Annotated in this window: 13 protein-coding genes; 6 read left to right on the forward strand and 7 right to left on the reverse strand. The window is 65.8% G+C overall.

Translation table 11 applies throughout. From position 1 onward, the window contains the following. The first annotated feature begins 122 nt into the window (after positions 1–122). Positions 123–1,829 carry a 2-isopropylmalate synthase gene (leuA, locus tag IGS58_RS16645; protein ID WP_070259012.1) on the forward strand — a complete coding sequence of 569 codons (1,707 nt, stop codon included), beginning with the start codon at positions 123–125 and terminating at the stop codon, positions 1,827–1,829. A 169-nt stretch (positions 1,830–1,998) separates the two neighbouring features. After that, complete coding sequence (locus IGS58_RS16650) at positions 1,999–3,603, forward strand: methyl-accepting chemotaxis protein (protein WP_230522082.1); 1,605 nt, start codon at positions 1,999–2,001, stop codon at positions 3,601–3,603. Position 3,604: 1 nt separating this feature from the next. Here IGS58_RS16650 and egtB read toward each other — a convergent pair whose 3' ends face one another. Together egtB and egtD are read right to left on the reverse strand one after the other, a co-directional pair. Next, positions 3,605–4,846 carry an ergothioneine biosynthesis protein EgtB gene (gene egtB, locus IGS58_RS16655; protein ID WP_230522083.1) on the reverse strand — a complete coding sequence of 414 codons (1,242 nt, stop codon included), beginning with the start codon at positions 4,844–4,846 and terminating at the stop codon, positions 3,605–3,607. A gap of 11 nt (positions 4,847–4,857) precedes the next feature. Then, positions 4,858–5,850, reverse strand: a complete 993-nt coding sequence (gene egtD / locus IGS58_RS16660) for an L-histidine N(alpha)-methyltransferase (RefSeq protein WP_099387361.1) — start codon at positions 5,848–5,850, stop codon at positions 4,858–4,860. A gap of 324 nt (positions 5,851–6,174) precedes the next feature. Here egtD and IGS58_RS16665 point away from each other — a divergent pair, with 324 nt between their 5' ends. From IGS58_RS16665 to IGS58_RS16675, 3 genes are all read left to right on the forward strand, one after another. After that, positions 6,175–6,867 (forward strand): ABC transporter ATP-binding protein, encoded by a 693-nt coding sequence (locus tag IGS58_RS16665; RefSeq protein ID WP_230522084.1) that lies wholly within the window; start codon positions 6,175–6,177, stop codon positions 6,865–6,867. Positions 6,868–7,048: 181 nt separating this feature from the next. After that, positions 7,049–7,336: a hypothetical protein gene (locus tag IGS58_RS16670; protein WP_034786045.1), complete on the forward strand. Its 288-nt coding sequence runs from the start codon at positions 7,049–7,051 to the stop codon at positions 7,334–7,336. A 290-nt stretch (positions 7,337–7,626) separates the two neighbouring features. Next, positions 7,627–13,092 (forward strand): CHAT domain-containing protein, encoded by a 5,466-nt coding sequence (locus IGS58_RS16675; protein ID WP_230522085.1) that lies wholly within the window; start codon positions 7,627–7,629, stop codon positions 13,090–13,092. On the opposite strand, the gene IGS58_RS16680 is transcribed toward IGS58_RS16675, so the two are convergent. After that, complete coding sequence (locus IGS58_RS16680; protein WP_070259024.1) at positions 13,025–13,786, reverse strand: GNAT family N-acetyltransferase; 762 nt, start codon at positions 13,784–13,786, stop codon at positions 13,025–13,027. The two genes, IGS58_RS16675 and IGS58_RS16680, sit on opposite strands and share 68 nt — an antisense overlap. A 143-nt stretch (positions 13,787–13,929) precedes the next feature. On the opposite strand from IGS58_RS16680, the gene IGS58_RS16685 reads away from it, so the two are divergent. Continuing rightward, positions 13,930–16,236 carry an FdhF/YdeP family oxidoreductase gene (locus IGS58_RS16685; protein WP_230522086.1) on the forward strand — a complete coding sequence of 769 codons (2,307 nt, stop codon included), beginning with the start codon at positions 13,930–13,932 and terminating at the stop codon, positions 16,234–16,236. On the opposite strand, the gene fdhD is transcribed toward IGS58_RS16685, so the two are convergent. From fdhD to IGS58_RS16705, 4 genes are all read right to left on the reverse strand, one after another. Beyond that, positions 16,233–17,060 (reverse strand): formate dehydrogenase accessory sulfurtransferase FdhD, encoded by an 828-nt coding sequence (fdhD, locus tag IGS58_RS16690; protein ID WP_081345828.1) that lies wholly within the window; start codon positions 17,058–17,060, stop codon positions 16,233–16,235. The two genes, IGS58_RS16685 and fdhD, sit on opposite strands and share 4 nt — an antisense overlap. A gap of 68 nt (positions 17,061–17,128) precedes the next feature. Next, positions 17,129–17,806, reverse strand: a complete 678-nt coding sequence (locus tag IGS58_RS16695; RefSeq protein ID WP_230522087.1) for a hypothetical protein — start codon at positions 17,804–17,806, stop codon at positions 17,129–17,131. Between the two features lie 93 nt (positions 17,807–17,899). After that, on the reverse strand, positions 17,900–19,357 hold the full coding sequence (locus IGS58_RS16700; protein ID WP_230522243.1) for a Ppx/GppA phosphatase family protein: 1,458 nt from the start codon (positions 19,355–19,357) through the stop codon (positions 17,900–17,902). Positions 19,358–19,520: 163 nt separating this feature from the next. Further along, positions 19,521–20,603, reverse strand: a complete 1,083-nt coding sequence (locus IGS58_RS16705) for a calcium:proton antiporter (protein ID WP_070259032.1) — start codon at positions 20,601–20,603, stop codon at positions 19,521–19,523. Between the last annotated feature and the right edge of the window lie 9 nt (positions 20,604–20,612).

Genomic DNA, 20,612 nt, shown 5'->3' on the forward strand with positions numbered 1-20,612 from the left:
CGCTGGCATCGTCGCTGCACCGCTATCGCTACCGATCGCTTGCCTGGCCTAGTGTTGCGTGGCCGCCCGGCAAGCTTGCGCCACAACCATTGATTTCCCCCTATCTTCAGGAGTACCCGATCATGATGTTGCAAAACCCAGCTTCCAAATACCGCGCCTTTCCTCCCGTCAAATTGACCGACCGTCAATGGCCGAACCAGATCATCAGCAAACCGCCTATCTGGATGAGCACCGACTTGCGCGACGGCAACCAGTCGCTGATCGAGCCGATGAGCGCGGAAAAGAAGCTGCGGTTCTTCGACATGCTGATCGCCATCGGCCTCAAGGAAATCGAAGTGGGCTTCCCGTCGGCATCGCAAACGGATTTCGATTTCGTGCGCAAGCTCGTCGATGAGGGCCGCATCCCGGACGACGTCACCATCATCGTGCTGACCCAGTCGCGCGAAGAGCTGATCCGCCGCACGGTGGAATCCGTCGTCGGCGCCAAGCGCGCCATCGTCCACCTGTACAACTCCGTGGCGCCCGTGTTCCGCAAAGTCGTGTTCGGCATGTCGCGCGAGGAAATCACGAATATCGCCACCACCGGCACCACCCTGGTAAAACAGCTGGTGGCGCAGCATCCGGAAACGGAATGGGGTTTCGAATACACGCCGGAATCGTTTTCCACCACGGAACTCGATTTCTCCAAGCATATCTGCGACGCCGTCAGCGCCATCTGGAAGCCGACGCCGGCCAACAAGATGATCATCAATTTGCCATCGACCGTGGAATGCAGCACGCCCAACGTGTACGCGGACCAGATCGAATGGATGTCGCGCAAACTGGCGCGCCGCGATTCCATCATCATCAGCGTGCATCCGCATAACGACCGCGGCACGGCCGTCGCGTCGGCCGAGCTGGCCGTGATGGCGGGCGCCGACCGCGTGGAAGGCTGCTTGTTCGGCAATGGCGAGCGCACGGGCAACGTCGACCTGGTGACTTTGGCGATGAACCTGTACACGCAGGGCGTGCATCCGGGCCTCGATTTCTCCGACATCGATACCGTGCGCAAGTGCGTGGAAGAGTGCAACCAGCTGCCCGTCCACCCGCGCCACCCGTATGCGGGCGACCTGGTGTTTACGGCATTCTCCGGCTCGCACCAGGATGCGATCAAGAAAGGTTTCGCCAAGCAACAACCGGACAGCATCTGGGAAGTGCCGTACTTGCCGATCGACCCGGCCGACCTGGGCCGCAGCTACGACGCCGTGATCCGCGTCAACAGCCAGTCCGGCAAGGGCGGCATGGCGTACTTGCTGGAACAGGAATACGGCCTGGTCTTGCCGCGCCGCCTGCAGATCGAATTCTCGCGCGCCGTGCAAGCCGTGGCCGACGCCACGGGCCGCGAAATCGCCGCGCAGGATATCCATGAAATCTTCCAGAAGGAATACCTGGAGCAGACGGCGCCCTACGCCTACGCTTCGCACCGCATGGTGGAAGACACGAGCAGCGACGAATCCGTGCAGATCGACATCAGCCTGTCGCACCGTCAGACGCCATTGGCCCTGCAAGGCGGCGGCAACGGCCCCATCGATGCCTTCGTCAACGCCCTCGGTCTCGACATCAAGCTGATGGACTACCATGAGCACTCGATCGGCTCCGGCGCCAACGCGCAAGCGGCTTGCTACGTGGAGTTGCGCCTCGACAATGGCCCGACCCTGTTCGGCGCCGCCATCGACAGCAATATCGTCACCGCCTCGTTCAAGGCTGTCTTGTCGGCCGTGAACCGCCGCATCAAGCAGACGGACGCTGAAAAAACAACAGAGGCCGACGTGGCTGCCAACGCCGCCTGAGCACGGCCAGGGCATCCCTCATAGGGAGAAAAAGCGGTACGGCTTGATCGCCGTGCCGCTTTTTCATTTCTATTGGGCAATTAGCAGTGCAAATCAGGTATCACCGACCGTATAATCGTTGCATAACAAGACCACCGGAGACAGATCATTAGCTACCGAGGGAATCAGTATGAAATTGACGGATATGAAGATAGGCGTGCGCCTGGGCGCCGCTTTTGGCGTGGTGCTGTTGCTGATGGCAGTGCTGGTAGGCACGGGCCTTTTCCGGCTCGACAAGATCGGCGCGCTCAGCGAAGCCATCATCGAGAAAGACTGGGCCAAGGCCGATGCCATCGCCACCATCCGCAGCACCACGCGTTCGAACGCGGCACTGGTGCTGGAACTGTTCATCCATGAAGATCCGGCCCGCGCCAACGCCATCCACGGCGAAATCGATGCCAACAAGGCCACCATCACCGATGCGCTGGTCGTGCTCGATCGCCTGATCGTGCTGCCTGAAGGCAAGGAACTGCTGGCTACCCTGAAGCAGCAGCGCAAGGCCTATGTCGTGTCGTTCAGCCAGGCCGACAAGCTGCTGGTGGCGGGACAGCGCGCGGAAGCGGCCAAGCACGTGCGCGACGATACCCTGCCCGCCCTGAACCAATTGCAAAAGACGGTGAACCGCCTGAATGAAATCCAGCGCGGGGTGGTCGTGCATGGCGGCCAGCAAATCCAGCAGAATATTTCCGCAGCGAATGTGCTGATGGCCAGCCTGGGCACGGCCGCCCTGCTGCTGGGCGTGCTCTTTGCCTGGCGCGTCACGCGCTCGATCACCACGCCCATCGCCTATGCCTTGCGCGTGGCGCAAGCCGTGGCCGCAGGCGACCTGAGCAGCAAAATCGTGGCCGAAGGCAAGGATGAAGCGGGCCAGTTGCTGCAGGCGTTGCGCGACATGAATACCAACCTGGCCACCCTGGTGGGGCAGGTGCGCGGCGGCACGGGAACGATAGCCGTGGCGTCGAGCCAGATCGCCAGCGGCAATGCCGACCTGTCGGCCCGCACGGAAGCGCAAGCCAGCGCGCTGGAAGAGACGGCCTCGTCGATGATCGAACTGACGGGCACCGTGCGCAGCAACAGCGACAATGCGCGCCAGGCCGACAGCCTGGCCCGCTCGGCATCGGCCATCGCCCAGCGCGGCGGCTCGGCCATGGCGGAAGTGATCGGCACCATGGATGCCATCAATGCATCGTCGCGCAAGATCGTCGACATCATCGCCGTGATCGACGGTATCGCCTTCCAGACGAATATCCTGGCACTGAACGCGGCGGTGGAAGCGGCGCGCGCAGGTGAGCAAGGCCGCGGCTTTGCCGTGGTGGCGTCCGAAGTGCGCAACCTGGCGCAACGCTCGGCGGCGGCGGCGAAAGAAATCAAGGAACTGATCGCCGACTCCGTCAGCCGGGTCGGCCAGGGCGCGCAACTGGTCAGCCAGGCGGGCGCCACGATGGATGAAGTAGTGGCCAGCGTGGGCCGGGTCAGCGCCATCGTCGGTGAAATCAGCGTCGCCAACCACGAGCAGAGCGAAGGCATCGAGCAAATCAATGCGGCCATCATGCAGATGGACCAGACGACGCAGCAAAACGCGGCCCTCGTCGAGGAAGCGGCCGCGGCGGCGGCGGCCATGCATGAACAGGCGGGCGAACTGAAAACCCTCGTCAGCCAGTTCAAGCTGGAACAGAACACTGCCGCCAAGGCGCCGCCCCGCCCTGACGCACCCGCCGTCCCGCGCCTGCACTAAGTTATTCCACCTGGCGCGCCAGGCGGATGCCGGAAAATTGCCAGCGCGCGCCGGCCGGGAAGAAATTGCGGTAGCTGGCGCGCGCATGGCCGGCCGGCGTGGCGCACGACGAGCCGCGCAGCACATACTGGTTCAGCATGAACTTGCCGTTGTATTCGCCGAGCGCCCCGGGCGCCGTGCGGTAGCCCGGATACGGCGCGTAGCTGCTGCTGGTCCACTGCCAGCAATGGCCGAACATTTGCCGCAGTCCTGTTCCCGGTGCGCCGGCGGCCGGATGCAGCTGGCCAACTTGCAGCGCGACGCCTTGCGCCGCCACTTCCCATTCCGCTTCCGTCGGCAGGCGCGCGCCGGCCCAGTGCGCATAGGCGTCCGCCTCGAACAGGGACAGATGCGTGGCCGGCGCCTGCAGGTCGAGCCGATGCAAACCATATAGAGTGAATTCCTGCCATTGCCCCGCCTCGTCGCGCTGCCAGTACAACGGGCATTCCAGTTGCTGGCTACGCACCCAGTCCCAGCCTTCGGCCAGCCACCAATGCGCCGTGCGGTAGCCGCCCGCCTCGATGAAGGCCAGGTAGTCGCCATTCGTCACCAGGGCGCTGGCCAGTTCGAACGGCGCCACATATTGCGGATGGCGCGGCAATTCATTGTCGAAGCAAAAGCCATCGCCCGCATGGCCGATCTGCGCCAGGCCGCCGTCGAAGGCGAGCCAGGCCGTGGGCTGCGCGGCTTGCTGCGCTGATGGCGCCGCACTGTCCATGCGATCCAGGTAGGCAGGAAACAGGGCGCTCTGCGCCAGCAGGTGCTTGACGTCCGTCAACAGCAATTCCTGGTGCTGCTGCTCGTGTTCGAGCCCCAGCGCCAGCAGCATGGTCAGCCGTTCGCGCTCCTCGCGCGCCAGTTCGCCCGCCAGCAGGCGGCCGATGCGTGCATCGACATCCATCCGGTAGGCGCGCACGACGTCCATGCCGGGGCGCGTCAGCAGGCCACGCTGGGCGCGCGGGTGCTTCTCGCCCACGCCGTTGTAATAGGAATTGAACAGCACGCGGAAGGCCGGGTGGAATGGCGCAAACGCCGCTTCCATGCTTTCCAGAATAAACGTTTCGAAAAACCAGGTGGTATGCGCGAGGTGCCATTTCACGGGACTGGCGTCCGGCATCGACTGGGCGCCGCAATCCTCGTCGGACAGGGGCTCGGCCAGCCGCAGCGAGTGCTGGCGCACTTGATGGTAATGATCGATCAGCATCTGTTCCCTTCTTAGTCCCGGATGACCCGCGCGTAAATCACGGCAAACCACTGTTGCGGATCCGTCCAGACTTGCACGGTGGAAAACCCAGCCTGTTCCAGCAAGCCGACAAAGGCCGCGCGCGTGTACTTATAGCTGTCTTCAGTATGGATGCGCTCGCCTTTCGCGAAGCGCCGCTGGCCGCCTTTCCAATGGACAAACTGCTCGCTGCGCGCTTCCAGGTGCATTTCGACGCGGCGCTCGTCGGCATTGAAAAAGCCATGGTGCTGCCACGCGCGCACGTCGAAGTCGGCGCCGATCAGCCCGTTCACGTGGCGCAGCATGTTCAGGTTGAAGGCGGCCGTGACGCCCAGCGCATCGTCATAGGCGGCATCGAGGATGGCGTCGTCCTTGATCAGGTCGACGCCGATCAGCAGGCCGCCATCGCCGTCCGCATTCGCGCGCAGGCGGCGCAAAAAGGCGGTTGCTTGCTCGGGCGCAAAATTACCGATCGACGAGCCGGGATAGAAGAACAATCGCCGTGCCTCGCGCACGCTATCGGGCAAGTCCAGGCGGCTGGAAAAATCCAGGCCCAGGCCCGTCATCTCGATGTGCGGAAAGCGCTGCTGCAGCCGGCTCAGCGATTCGCTGAGGAAATCGTAGGAAATATCCACGGCCACGTACTGGGCCGGGTGCAGCAGGGGGAACAGGCTGGCGGCCTTGGCGCAATTGCCCGCGCCCAGGTCGATCAGGGTGCTGCCCGGCCCCACGGCGTGGGCGATCTCGGCGCCATGGCGGGCGAAGATGGCCGCTTCCGTGCGCGTCGGATAGTACTCGGGCAAGGCACAGATGGCTTCGAACAGCTTGGAGCCGAGCGCGTCGTACAGGTACTTGGGCGACGTCCAGGCATCGCGCGCCAGCAGGCCGCTGCTGATCTCGGCTATCGTGGCAGGAGTGGCGCTGGCCGCGCTGGCGTGGCTGGCGGGACGGAAATCGGACTGCTGTTGCGCAAGTGGCATGGTCATGGGCTGGCGTCGTCAATGTTAGGTTCACGAAGGGCTTGCACGGTCAGCCACCGGGCGCACCGCCCCTGCCGCAGCGGTTTGCGGGCGCCTCTGCCGATGACTTTTTCTCATCATAGCGGAATCCGCGCAAGCCAGCCGTGCGGCAGGTAACTTAAGGTCGATACGCGCCGTCTGCCGCAGGAACCACACAAAAGTGGTATTACCAAGCAAAAAGCATAAGCCTGTCGTATACTACACATTGCCGGCCAAACAATCCGCGCCCCTTTGCAGTTCCCAGGCCCCCCTCTCCCCCGCGTGCCTCCCTTTACGATAGCCGTTAACACCATGCTCGAATTGCGCCATCTGTCGAAGTCCTATGCCAATGCCCGTCCCGTGCTGGCCAACATTTCCTGCCGCTTCAAGGCCGGGGAATTCATCGCCATCATGGGTGACTCGGGCGTGGGCAAGTCGACCTTGCTGAACCTGATCGCCGGCCTCGATACGCCCGACGCGGGTGCCGAAGCGCACCCTATCCTGGTGGACGGCATTGCCATGTCCAGCCTCGATGACGCCGCCGCCACCCGGCTGCGTCGCGCCCGCATGGGCTTTATTTTCCAGGCCTTCCACGTCTTGCCGCACCTGACCCTGCTGCAAAACGTGGCCCTGCCACTGCTGCTCAACGGACTGCCCCAGGAGCGTGCCGCCAGCATGCTCGAGGCGCTCGGCCTGGGCGGGCGCGGCGGCGACTTTCCGCAGCAATTGTCCGGCGGCGAAATGCAGCGCGTGGCCATTGCCCGCGCACTCGTCCACAAGCCGGCACTGGTGCTGGCCGACGAGCCCACCGGCAACCTCGACCCGGACACGGCGCACAGCATCCTGCAATTGCTGCGCGCCGAAATCAAGGCCAACGGCAGTTGCGCGATCATGGTCACGCATTCGCTGGCCGCCGCCGAAATGGCGGACCGGACCATGATTCTGACGAAAAGCGGACTACAAAATACAACAATCGTCAACCAAACTGATCAAACAATCAGTTAATTTAACTGACCATCTGTCACAAGTTTTGTTATCGTAGTATTATTTAAACACTTGCCTGGTTATCAATGTTGTAACGCGAATGTTGTACTACGTCACCCAGACAGCCGTACTGCGATGACGAACTATAGCCGGGACCGCGTCAAAGTGGTCTCGTCCCTTGCATAACCTGAAGGAGGAGTAAATGAACGTTCGGCAAAAGAAGCTGGAAATGATTGAGGCGATGAACCGGGCGCGTGCGCTCGAACCATCGAGTTTTGTGCCCAACAAGCTGCTCGATACCCTGATCGAGAAGATGAACCTGAAAAATGATGCGGAACTGTGCCGTGTACTGGAAGTCCAGCCCCCCATCATCAGCAAGATTCGTCACGGCAAACTGTCGGTCGGTGCAACGATTTTATTGCGCATGCATGAAAAATCGGACATCACCATCCGCGAACTGAAGGAACTGTCCGCCACGCCAGTCCATTGATATAACCGCTGTTGTAATGCCATGCCAGGCACCCAGGTTCCCGGCGCCATGAACTTTTGCCATGAAATTCGCGCAGTTCGCTCACCGCACAACATCCGAGCACGATAGCGAAGAGACCCAGCCCAAACCATGCTGACCGTTTCTCTGCCCTCCCGCCCCAGTTCCACACCCTCCCCGCCTTCACCCTGCATTGCCCCGCCAGCCAGCATTTCCACTCACACTTGATCTGACACAACACGCATAGTCCGCGCAGGCATCAAGGTCGGCTTTTAACCAGCGATCCCAACCGCATGTCCAGCGACCCTCTTGCGCCGCCCGTGCTGCGCCTGACGCTCACGCGCGATCCCCTCGCCAATGCCGGCGACTGCCCCGCCGCGCCCGGCTGGCATGGCCAGACCCATGTGCTATCCAGCGCGCGCGGCATCGGCAGCTGCCGCATCGCCCTCGATATCGGCCCGTCCGACGTGGTGCAACTGCTGCTGTGCGACGGCAGTTCGCTGCTGGCGGGCAGCCTGGACCTGCCACGCTACCTGGGACCGGCCACGGCAGCGCGCGACGGCGCGCCCGCCAGCATCGAAGTGGGGCTGGCCTTGCGTCCGCAGGCGGCGCGCCAGCCGCCCGGCGCCAGCCGCGACGGCCTGGGCGCCTGGATGCTGCGGGCCGTGCGCGTGTACCGCTGCGGCGCCGCCGCCATGACGGCGCTGGCGGCGGCGGGCGCCTTCCAGGACCGCCAGCTGGAACAGCGCCTGGGTCTGTACCGCTGCGGCATCGAGGCCGGCAACATGACGGCCGTCGCCAGCCTGCCCGCCGGACCGGAACCTGTGCTGCTGCTGTTGCACGGCACGGCCTCATCGACCCAGCGCAGCTTTGGCGGCCTGTGGCGCAACGGCCTGGCGCCGCAACTGGCGGCGCAGTACGGCAACCGCATCTATGGCTTTGAGCACCGCAGCCTCAGCGACAGCCCCATCCAGAATGCGCTGGCCCTCGTGCGCCAGTTGCCGCACGGCGCCGTGCTGCACCTGCTGGCCCATTCGCGCGGCGGCCTGGTGGGCGAGTTGCTGGCGCGGGCGCAGCGCATCGACAGCCGCGGCGCCGTCGACCTGGCCGGCGACGGCCTGGAGCGGCTGAGCGAAAACACGGTGGGTGGCGAGGCGTTCAACAGCCACGATATCGACCACTTCACGGCGCAGGCACGGCTGGGCGGCCGCGGCGGCTACGACGAGGATGCGGCGCGCCTGCGCGAACTGAGCGTGGAACTGAAGAAACGCGCCATCCGCATCGCCCGCTTCGTGCGCGTGGCCTGCCCGGCGCGCGGCACCACCTTGATGTCGGGCCGGCTGGACCGCTGGGCCAGCGTGATGTTCAACCTGCTGCTGCAGGACGACGTTCCCGATGGCGCCGTGGCATTCCTGCTGGCCGTGGTGCAGCAGCGCTGCGACGCGCGCATCCTGCCTGGCCTGGAAGCGATGATGCCCGACTCGCCCCTGGTGGCGCTGCTCAACGCGCCCGACGTGCGCGTGGCCAGCCCGCTGCATGTGCTGGCCGGCGCCTGCAGCGGCGATGGCTTGCTGGGCTGGCTGGGCGACTGCCTGGGCGAACAGCTGTACGGCGGGCAGAACGACCTGGTGGTCAATTGCGCCTCGATGGCCGGCGGCGCCACGCGCAGCACGCCGGTGCGGCAACTGCTGCTGCGCGGGCCGCAGACGCACCACCTGAACTACTTCGAGCGCGCGCCGTCCAGCCTGGCCACCGTGCAGGCGCTCACGGGCGACGAAACCGGCTACCAGCCGCTGGCCGGCATGGAACATGGCGCGCTGGGGCGCGGCGGCGAAGTGCCGAAACGGCGCGCGCACGCGCCCATCGTGCTGCTGCTGCCCGACATGCTGGGCAGCCACCTGCAAGTGGGCAGCAACCGCATCTGGTTCGACCCCGTCAACCTGGTCGAAGGGCGCATCGAACGCCTGGCTGTGGGCCAGCCGCACATCGTCAGCGCCGGCTGGATCGAATCCTGCTATGAACCGTTTGCCCGCTTCCTCGCGCAAAGCCAGGAAGTGCGGCCCTTTGCCTATGACTGGCGCCTCTCGCTGCAGCATTCCGGCAGCGCCTTCCTGCCCGTGCTCGACGAGGCCATGGGCGACGCCGAACAGCGCGGCCAGCCGCTGCGCATCGTGGCCCACGGCATGGGCGGGCTGGTGGCGCGCCTGGCCCTGAAAGACCGCTGGCAGCGCTTCGGCGCCCTGCCCGGCAGCCGCCTGCTGCAGGTGGGCACGGCCAACCGTGGCACGCAGGCGATGGTGCAAGTGCTGCTGGGACGCGACCGGCTGGTGCAGATGCTGGCGTGCTGGATAGGCTGGAAGCACACGCGGCGCCAGTTTCTCGGCTTCGTGCGCGCCTTTCCCGGCGTGCTGGAGATGCTGCCGTGGCCGCAGGCGGGGGGCGGCATCGATTATTTCGACGCCGCCGCCTGGGCGCAGCTGGCCGCCGGCGACGGGCAAGCGGGCCTGCCCGGCGGCTGGCAGGCCCCCGAGGCGCCAGCGCTGGCCGCGGCGCGCGCCACCGTGGCCCTGCTGCAAGCGGCCCCGCTCGACGCCCGCCATTGCAGCTACCTGGCCGGCTGCGCCGACACGCCGGTGGCGCTGCGCCTGCGCGACGGCGGCATCGAGACCGCCTGGTCGCCGGACGGCGATGGCCGCACGGCCTGGCAAGGCGCGGTGCCGGACGGCGTAGCGGCCTGCTACCTGCCGGTGGCGCATGGCGACCTGCTGCTGCAAAAGGACTACTACCCGGCCATCGCGCAGCTGCTCGACAGCGGCCAGGGGACCTCCCTGCCGCGGCACCCGCCGCACGCGCCTGGCGGCGTCCCGCCCCGCTTCCATCCGTATGTGCCCGACGCTACGCCGCTGTACCCGCAGCCGCAGGAATTGCTCGACGCGGCCATCGGCGCCGCCGGCCCCGCCAGCGCACCGGAGAGCCGCGCGCCGCAGCTGAGCCTATCCGTCATCCACGGCAGCATGGCTTCGGCCGACGCGCCCGTCATGAGCGGCTGCTACGCGTCCGAATCGCTGCGCGGCAGCATGAGCTTCCTGGACCGCCTGCTGGCCGGCAAGCTGCAGGAAATCCACGCGCTGGGGCGCTTTCCGCAGCGCCCCGACTCCGCCCTGGTGGTGCTGCAGCCCGATGCGGCGCGCCGGCCCGGCGGCGCCATCGTCATCGGCCTGGGCGCGCTGGGCGAGCTGACGCCGGGCGAACTGGCGCGCGCCTTTGCCGGCGGCCTGCTCGAATATGCGTGCGTCTGCCTGCAGGTGCGCGCCGCCGGCCATGTAGCCGCGCCGCCGATGGGCGAACACGGCTTGCGCGTGGCCAGCCTGCTGTCCGGCTCCGGCTATGGCGGCTTGAGCATCGCCCTGTGCGCCCGGGCCCTGCTCGATGGCGCGCGCAGCGCCAACCGGCGCCTGGAAGACGCGGGCATGGCTTGCCGCATCGGCCACATCGCCATCTACGAACAGTCCGAGACGCGCGCCATCGCCGCCGCCATGGCCATCGAGCAGATCATGGCCGAGGCGCGCTACCAGGGCAGCTTCACCTTCGAACAGCGCATCCGCCACAGCCCGGGCGGCTACAGGCGCATCCTGCCCAGCCTGAGCGGCGACAATGGCTGGCGCCGCGTGCAGATCGTCGCCGCGGATCTCTCCGGCGCCCTGCGCTTCACCGTGCTGACGGACCGCGCCCACAACAGCGTCGACGAGGAACCGAACCAGCGGCAAGCCGTCGATGGCCTGATCATGGACGCCACCGACAACACCACCGACCAGCCGGGCCTGTCGCGCGCCCTGTACGAACTGATGCTGCCCAATGGCCTGAAGGCGGCCATCCCCGAGATGCGCGGCCTGATCCTGGCCGTCGACCAGAGCGCCGCCATCTATCCGTGGGAGCTGATGCGCGACGAGGCGGGCAGCGAGGAAAGCCCGCTGTCGACGCGCATCGGCATGGTGCGCCAGCTGGCCAGCCTGCGCGAGCAGCCGTCCGCCGTCAGCCCGCCCAGCAACAGCGTGCTGGTGATCGGCGATACCGATTCCGGCCTGCCCGAGCTGCCCGCCGCGCAGGCCGAGGCGCAGGACGTGGCGCGCATGTTCGGCGCGTACGGCTACCAGGTGCGCGAGCTGCTGCGCCCGCAGGCGCAGCGCGTGCTGGTGCATCTGTTCGACGAGCGCTATTTCGCCATCCACCTGGCCGGCCATGGCGAAGTGGCCGGCCCCGGCATCGCCCATACAGGGCTGGTGCTGGGGCCGAAAACGCGGCTGACGGCGGCGCAGGTGGGCAAGCTCAAACGCGTGCCGCAATTCGTCTTCATCAATTGCTGCCACCTGGGCGACATGCGTCCCGACGCCATCGCGCCATGGTCGAAACTGGCCGCCAGCCTGGCCACGGCCTTCATTGAAATGGGCTCGCAGGCGGTGATCGCGGCCGGCTGGCGCATCGACGACAAGGCGGCCAGCATCTTCGCGCACAGCTTTTATCACGCCATGCTGAGCGGCGAATACTTCGGCGACGCCGTGCGCCTGGCGCGCGAAGCGGCGTACCTGCAGTTCCCGGCGTCGAACACCTGGGGCGCCTACCAGGCGTATGGCGACGACCGCTACCGCTTTCCGAACACCCAGAGCCGGCCCTGGCAAGCGCCTGACTACCACTACCACGGCCACCTGCTGGCCGACCTGGAAACCCTGCACGCGCGCCTGGCGGGCGCCGATCCTGCGCGCCGCGCGGCCATCGAGGAAAAGCTGGGCAGCATCGAGGAAGCCGTGCGCGCGCGCTTCTTCGGTTGCGCCGACATCCGCGAAAACATGGCCGCCACGCGGGCCGGCCTCGGTGGCCTGGAAAACACCCTGCGCGCCATCGAACACTACCGGGCGGCGCACAGCGCGGCCGACGGCAAGGTGGGCTTGCGCGCGCTGGCGCACTGGGCGGAACTGGAGATACGCCAGGGCGCCGCCCTGTGCGGCCTCGATGCGGGCGCCGGCATCGAAGTACCTGCCGTGCCGGATATGCCACAGGGCCGGCAGTTGCTGCAGGACGGAAAACAGCATATCGACCTGCTGGTGGCGCTGGCGCCCACGGCGCAGCGCCTGGCGCTGCTGGGACGCTACTGGGCCTTGCAGGCGCGCCTGGCCTGCGGCGCAGGAAGCTCCGGCGCGCCGGCCCTGCGCGGCATGACGGATGCCTGCCTGGCCGCGCTGGAAGAAGCGCGGCGGCGCAGCGGCGTGGCCGACTGCGACCTCATTTTCCAGGTGCTGGCGGGCGCCCTGCTCCTGAAAGCCCATGCCGACGACAGCGCCTGGCGCGCGCTCGATCCGCAGCTGGGCGACTTGCTGCACGACGCCATCGCCTATGCGCGCCAGCGCCACGCGGACGAACACCGCGCCATCGATGCCGGCGCCCCCGTGCGCGCCGCCCTGCTGGCGGCCCTGTGGCAGGTGCCGGACGGCCAGCCTTTCGACGCGCCCGCGCGCGCCGCCTTCATGGCGCTATATCACGACGCCGTGCGGCGCCACGGCAGCATCGGCGAACCCGAAGCGATCACGGCGCCGCTGCGCTTCCTGCTCGAACTGCTGCCGCCCGACAGCGCGGACACCGGCTTGCGCAGCGCCGTGCAGGCGCTGGCCAGCCAGCTGCAATCCTCGCTTCCCGCCCTTAGCCAGGCACCACGCCATAATGGCGCGCATAGCGCTCGTCCAGATTCGCCAGCGGCATCATCATGAACATGTCGGCGCTTTCGAAATCAGGGTCCCAGGCTGGTTCGCCGCAAATCCAGGCGCCCGAACGCAGGTAGCCCTTGATCAGCGGCGGCACCTGCGGCTTGTGCGCCGCTTCCACCTGGTGGATCGGGAAAGGCAGGTGCGGCGTGACGCGGTACTCGCTTGGGGCCATGTGCTTTTCGGCCAGCGCCTGGTACACGGCGACGGCGTTATGGCCGCCATCGGCCAGGCTGATGCTGGCGCAGCCGACCAGGTAGTCGCAGCGCTCGCGTCGCATGTATTCGGCCAGACCGGACCACAGCAGCATGATCACGCTGCCGCCCCGGTATTTCGGGTGGATGCAGGCGCGGCCCGCTTCGACCATGCGTCCGCGCAGGTTCTTCAGGCGGCTCAGGTCGAACTCGTTTTCCGAATACAGCCGGCCGATCTTGGCCGCCTTGGCCGCGCTCAGCACGCGGTAGGTGCCCACCACTTTCAGGGTATCGGCGTCGCGCACGATCAGGTGGTCGCAGTGCGCGTCGAATTCATCGCTGTCGAGGCCATCGGCATTGGCCAGCGAACTCAATCCCATGGTTTCGATAAACACCTTGTAGCGCAAACGCTGGACTTCGCGCACTTCCGCCGCTGTCGTGGCCTGGCTCAGCACCAGTTGGACCGGCCGGGCCTTGGCTTCGTTTGATGCGATTATGTTCTGCATGGTTTCATCCCCCTGTGATCAAGACGACTCCAGCGTACTTGTCTAATATGTCAGGAAAATGACAGCCGAATGTCATTTCCATGACGCAAGTCAATGTCATTCGGGGATCGTGCATAATTACCACACTCGCCCAGCCGAAAGACATGATGAAATACCAGGACCCACCACACATCACGCCCTACACCAAGCCGGCAGCCGGCTGGGATGCTTTGAAACACGTGGCCATCAGCCTGCGCCAGGAGCGGGTCGCGCCCGGCAATCTGAAAGCGCTGCTGGCGCAAAACCAGCCGGACGGTTTCGATTGCCCCGGCTGCGCCTGGCCCGACCGCGACCACGCTTCCACGTTTGCCTTTTGCGAAAACGGCGCCAAGGCCGTCGCCGCCGAAGCGACCAGCCGCCGCGCCGGCCCGGAACTGTTTGCCAGCCATACCGTCACGCAGCTGCTGCAACAGTCGGACTACGCGCTCGAGCAGCACGGACGCCTGACCGAACCGATGGTGTACGACGCTGCCAGCGACCGCTACGTGCCGATTTCCTGGGATGACGCCTACGCCCTCGTGGGTCGCCACCTGCGCGCCCTGCCCGATCCGGACCAGGCCGCGTTCTATACGTCGGGGCGCGCCAGCAACGAAGCGGCCTTCCTGTACCAGCTGATGGCGCGCCTGTACGGCACCAACAACTTCCCCGACTGCTCCAACATGTGCCACGAGGCCACCAGCCGCGGCTTGCCGGCCACGGTAGGCATCGGCAAGGGCACGGTGACCCTGGCCGATTTCGAACTGGCCGACACCATCCTCATCTTCGGCCAGAATCCCGCCACCAACCACCCGCGCATGCTGGGCGAACTGCGCGACTGCGCGCGCCGCGGCGGCAGCATTGTTTCCATCAATCCCCTGCGCGAACGGGGCTTGCAGCGCTTCATGGACCCGCAAAGCGCGCTGGAAATGGCGACCCTGGGCAGCACGCGCCTGGCCGGCCTGTTCGTGCAGCCGACGCTGGGCGGAGACTTCGCCCTGATCAAGGCCGTCGCCAAGCGCGTCGTCGAGCATGACGATGCGGCGCTGGCGGCAGGCAGGCCCGCCGTCGTCGATCACGCTTTCATCGCGGAACACTGCAGCGGCTTTGACGCCTTCCGCGCCGACCTGCGGGCCGAAAGCTGGGACTTGCTGCTGAAAGAATCGGGCGTGGCGCGCGCGCAGATCGAGGCATTGACGGACATCTTCGTCAAGGGCCAGCGCATCATCGCCACCTGGGGCATGGGACTGACGCAGCACAAGCACAGCGTGGCGGCCATCCGCATGCTGTCGAACCTGATGATGCTGCGCGGCCAGATCGGCAAGCCGGGCGCCGGGCTGTGCCCCGTGCGCGGCCACTCGAACGTGCAGGGCGACCGCACGGTGGGTATCGAGGAAAAGCCGACCAAGGCCTTCCTCGACCGCCTGGGCCAGGTGTATGGATTCGAGCCGCCGCGCGCGCATGGCCACGACGTAGTGGCCAGCATCGAAGCCATGCAGCGCGGCGAGCTAAAGGTGTTCATCGCGCTGGGCGGCAATTTTGCCGCGGCTACGCCGGACACGCCACTCACTTTTGCCGCCCTGCGCCAGTGCGCGCTGACGGTGCAGGTGGCCACCAAGCTCAATCGCAGCCACCTGGTCATCGGCAAGGAAGCGCTGCTGCTGCCCACCCTGGGGCGCACGGAGATCGACCTGCAGCACGGCGTGGCGCAGGGCGTGACGGTGGAAGACTCGATGAGCATGGTGCATATCTCGTACGGCCGCAATGCGCCCGCTTCGCCGCAGCTGCGCTCGGAAGTGGCCATCGTGGCCGGCATGGCCGAAGCGACCGTGGGGAGCAGCCTGGTGGACTGGCGCGCGTATGCGGCAGACTATGCGCGCATCCGCGACGATATCGAGAAGGTATTCGATGACTTTTACGACTACAACGCCAGGGTGGCGCAGCCGGGCGGCTTTCATCTGACGGTGGCGTCGCGCGAACGCGTGTGGAAGACGGCCAGCGGCAAGGCCAGCTTCCTCGTCGCTCCGCTGGACCTCGACACGCCGCTGCACCGCGCCCGCGCGCGGCATGGCGAGCGCCTGATGGTGTTGATGAGCACGCGCTCGCACGACCAGTACAACACCACCATCTACGGCATGGATGACCGCTACCGCGGCGTGTACGGCACGCGCAAGGTCGTCTTCGCCAACGCGGAAGATATCGCCATGCTGGGCTTTGCCGATGGCGACCTGGTGGACTTGATCGGCGCCTGGGACGATGGCGTGGCGCGCCGCGCCGACGGCTTCCGGCTCGTGGCCTACGACATCCCGCGCGGCTGCCTGGGCGCGTATTACCCGGAGACGAACGCGCTGGTGCCGCTGGCCAGCACGGCCGACGGCGCCGGCACGCCCACGTCGAAGTCCGTCCCCGTGCTGCTGCAGCGCAGTGCTGCCTAAATACTGATACCGGGGGTGTAGTCGACGTACGCATCCTGGCGGCAGAAACCCACCAGCTTCATGCCCGCCTGCGTGGCGATGGAAATGGCCAGCGAACTGGGCGCGGAGATCGTCGCCAGCAACGGTATCTGCATGCGCGCCGCCTTGCGCGCCAGCTCGTAGCTGCCGCGGCTGGACAGGAAGACGAAGCCGCGCCGCATGTCCGCCCCGCTCAGTGCCAAATGGCCGATCAGTTTATCCAGGCCATTGTGGCGGCCGACATCCTCGAATACGTGCGCGATATCGCCATCGGGCGTGCACCACGCGGCTGCGTGCACGCCGCCCGTTTCCCGCATCAGCGCCTGGTGTTCTCGCAAGCCGCTTGATGCGCGCGCCAGCGCGGCCGGCAGGTCGACGTGGATCAGCGCCGGCGGCAGCGCTGCGGGCCGCAAATCGAGCATGTCGATGCTGTCGATGCCGCACACGCCGCAGCCCGTGCGGCCCGTGAGTTGGCGGCGCCGGTCCTTCAGGCGCACGAAATCTTCCTGGGCGATGCTCAAAGCCACTTCGGCGGAATCAGGACGCAGGAACACTTCGCAGTCGAAGATGGCGCCAGCGGAAGCGACCACGCCTTCCGTCAGCGCGAAGCCGTAGGCAAACGCTTCCAGGTCGCGCGGGGTGGCCATCATGACGACGTGGGAAATGCCATTGAAGACCAGCGCGACGGGAATTTCCTCGGCGACGTGGTCGATGGCTGGGGTAGAAATGCCCGCCTGGTGGCGGACAATGGCGCGCTCGACAAAGCCGGCGCGTTCGATCTCTGTATCTTCTGACATGGCAACCATGGGGGAACTAGCACAGGCCCCATGGTAAACCAGAACGGGCAGACAGGGGGCGGCCCCTGCCCGCGCCATCAATCCTTCTTCGGACGGCCCGTTTTCAGCTGCGGCAAGCCGGCCAGCACGTTTTGCAGGGTGGCCAGGTCGATCTGGCTGATCAGCGCCACGCCGATGCGCAGCAATTCGCTTTTCTTGATCTCGAAACCAGCCTTCAGGCAGGCTTTTTTCACCTGGCCCAGGACTTCGTATTCCGCTTCCGGCATGGTGAAGCTGTCGCGCACCAGTTTCGGCTTGCGGGCTTTTTCCTTGACGGCGGCGACCTTGGCGACCGGCGCTTTTTTCGCTGGCGCAGGCTTGGCGGCCGGCTTGGCTACCGGTTTGGCGACGGTTTTCACCGCAGGTTTGGCCGCCGGCTTGGCGACAGCTTTCACGGCTGGCTTGGCTGCCGGTTTGACGGCGGCTTTGACGATGGCTTTGGCCGCAGGCTTGGCAACGGCGGCCTTCGCTGCCGGTTTGGCGGCTGGCGCCTTGGCCACGGCTGGCTTGACCGCCGCTGGCTTGGCTGCCGCCGGCTTGACGGTGGCTTTTGCCACTGGCTTGACGGCTGGTTTAGCAGCTGGTTTAGCAGCTGGTTTAGCGGCGGGCTTCGCGGCCGGTGCCGCCTTGGCCGCAGCCGCATTGATCGAGGCGCTGGTAGGGAACATCGATACGGGCACGCTGTCGGCTTTTTTCGCTGGGACGGTTTTGGTCATGGATTCTCCAATCTAATAAATAATATAAACAATATATACTGTTTTTTAAAATCTTGCTTGCCGCACATCAAGTCATGCGCACGGCATGACCTTCTAGGCACTGGCGCGGATGGTAAAATCGACCCCGACCTCATCCCAGAATTCCTGCTCCTTCTCGATCCAGAACGACACGGTGGGATGGTGTGCGACCCAGCCGCGCTTGATGTCGAGTTCGATGCGGTTCTTCATGCGCAGGCGCAGTTCGCTGAAATCGGCTTCGATGCGCGCATGCATGAGCAAGATCGACAGGCGCAGCGCCAGCACGGCCTTGGCGAAATCGGGGTCGGACAGCACTTCGCCGATCTTGCGCAAGTTGCCCTTCTGCGCCAGGATCAGCCGGCTCATGGTCTTCTGTTCGCGCGTGGTAAAGCCGGGCAAGTCGGCGTTTTCCACGATGTAGGAGGCATGCTTGTGGTAGCCCGTCTGCGATACGGCCAGGCCCACTTCGTGCAGCAGGCTGCTCCAGCGCAGGCATTTCACCAGGGCGTCGGACGTGGGCTTGAGCTGCGCATACATGGCCAGCGCCTGCTCGGCCACCCTGCCGGCGCGCTGCTGGTCGATATGGAATTTCTCCATGCAGCCCTGCACCGACTGTTCGCGGCGGTCGCGCTTGGTCGAGCGCAGGTACAAATCCCACATCACGCCCATGCGCAAGCCCGCCTCGATCGGCGTCATGACGGGAATGGCCAGTTCGCGGAACAGGCCGATCAAGATGGCCAGGCCGCCGACGATGGTACTGGCGCGGTCGGGGCGCAAGCCGGGCATGTCGATGCGGCTGGTGTGACCAAGTTCGATGAAGCGGCGCGCCAGCGCATCGAGGCTGGCGCTCGTGAGCAAGCCGTCGCCCAGCTTGTTGCGGGCGATGATGTCGGCGATGGTGCGGATGGTGCCGGAAGAGCCGTAGGCCGTCTTCCAGTGCTGCGGACGGTACGGCGGCGCGGCATCCTCGAAATGGCTGCGCGCCGACAGGATGGCCGCCTCGAACGACGGCGCGTCGATGCGCCCGCCGATGAAGAACGACAGGCTTTGCTTGACCGTGCCCAGGCTGAACGACTCGACCCGTTCGATATCGTTGCCGCGCCCGAGTATCAGTTCGGTCGAGCCGCCGCCGATATCCATCACCAGCCGGCGTTCGCCGGGAATGGCCAGCGCATTGGCCACGCCCATGTAGATCAAGCGCCCCTCTTCCTCGCCCGAGATGATCTCGATCGGATGGCCGATGGCTTGTTCGGCCAGCGGCAGGAAGACGGCGCCGTTGCGCGCCACGCGCATGGCCGACGTGGCCACCACGCGCACGGCATCGAGTTCGAAGCCGGCGAGGATGGCGCGAAAGCGCTGCAGGCAAGCCAGGGCGCCCTGCATGGCCGCCTCGGTCAGGTCGCCATTGGCGTCCAGGCCGGCGGCCAGGCGTATCGGGTCGCGCACGCTCTTGACCACGCGGATCGTGTCGCCATCATGCTTGCCGACGTGTAAACGAAAACTGTTGGACCCCAGGTCCACCGCTGCATACATACTGGCCTCTTGTCTTGTCATTACTGTGCCAACTGAAAAAGTTGGCAAACTCAGTTGCTAAACTATATAAATCATTTAAACGATTTAAAAATCCTACCACACTACCCTCATCGTATGACAGCGGCGTGACAGGATTGTGACAAAACGGCAGCGGTGCGGCAGCTTAAGGCACGATGGTGGTAAACAGGTAAACAGCGAAAATCACCAGGTGCACCGTGCCCTGCATGACCGTGGTGCGGCCCGTGCCCAGCGACAGGGTGGCCACCATCAGCGACAGCAGCAACAGCACCGTCGACTTGATGTCGAGTCCCAGGGTAATCGTCAGGCCCGTGGCCAGCGACACCACCACCACGGCGGGAATCGTCAGGCCGATGCTGGCCAGCGCGGAACCGAGCGCCAGGTTCAAGCTCGTTTGCAGGCGATTCGCGCGCGCGGCGCGCACGGCGGCCAAGCCTTCGGGCAGCAGCACGATGGCGGCGATGACGATGCCGACCAGGGTTTTCGGCGCGCCCATGGCGGCGATCGCCGTCTCCAGCGCGGGCGCCAGCGACTTGGCCAGCAGCACCACGGCGCCCAGGCACACCAGCAGCGCGCCGGCGCTGACCCAGGCGACGGTGGCCGTGGGCGGCGCCGCATGCACCTCTTCATCGCCGACGGCTTCCTTGGGCAGGAAGTAATCGCGGTGGCGCACCGTCTGCACCAGCACGAAGGTGCCGTACAGGACCAGGGAAATGACAGCGATGAAGATCAACTGGCTGGAATTGTAGAAGGGACCGGCGGCGCTCGAGGTATAGTTCGGCAGCACCAGGGTCAAAACGGCAATCGCCGCCAGGGTGGCCAGCGAGGCGCTCACGCCCAGCAGGCCGAAGGTCTGCTCCTTGTGGCGCCCGGCGCCCAGCAGCAGGCAGATGCCGACGATGCCGTTCAGGATGATCATGATGGCGGCAAACACGGTGTCGCGCGCCAGCCCTGTCGTTTCCGGTCCGCCGGCCAGCATCAGCGAGACGATCAGCGCCACCTCGATCAAGGTCACGGCCAGCGCCAGCACCAGCGTGCCGTACGGTTCGCCGATGCGGTGGGCCACCACTTCCGCGTGGTACACGGCGGCCAGCACGCTGCCGATCAGGCCAGCCACCAGCAGTATCTGGTAGGCGCCGCCGACATTGAAGGTGGAACCGAACAGGAACAGCCAGCCGGCAACGGGGGCGGCAAGCGGCCATACAGGCAGGGATTTGAGCATTTTCATTATGGGCCT

This window comes from Janthinobacterium sp. EB271-G4-7A, assembly GCF_020858075.1.
Lineage (GTDB): Bacteria > Pseudomonadota > Gammaproteobacteria > Burkholderiales > Burkholderiaceae_D > Janthinobacterium > Janthinobacterium lividum.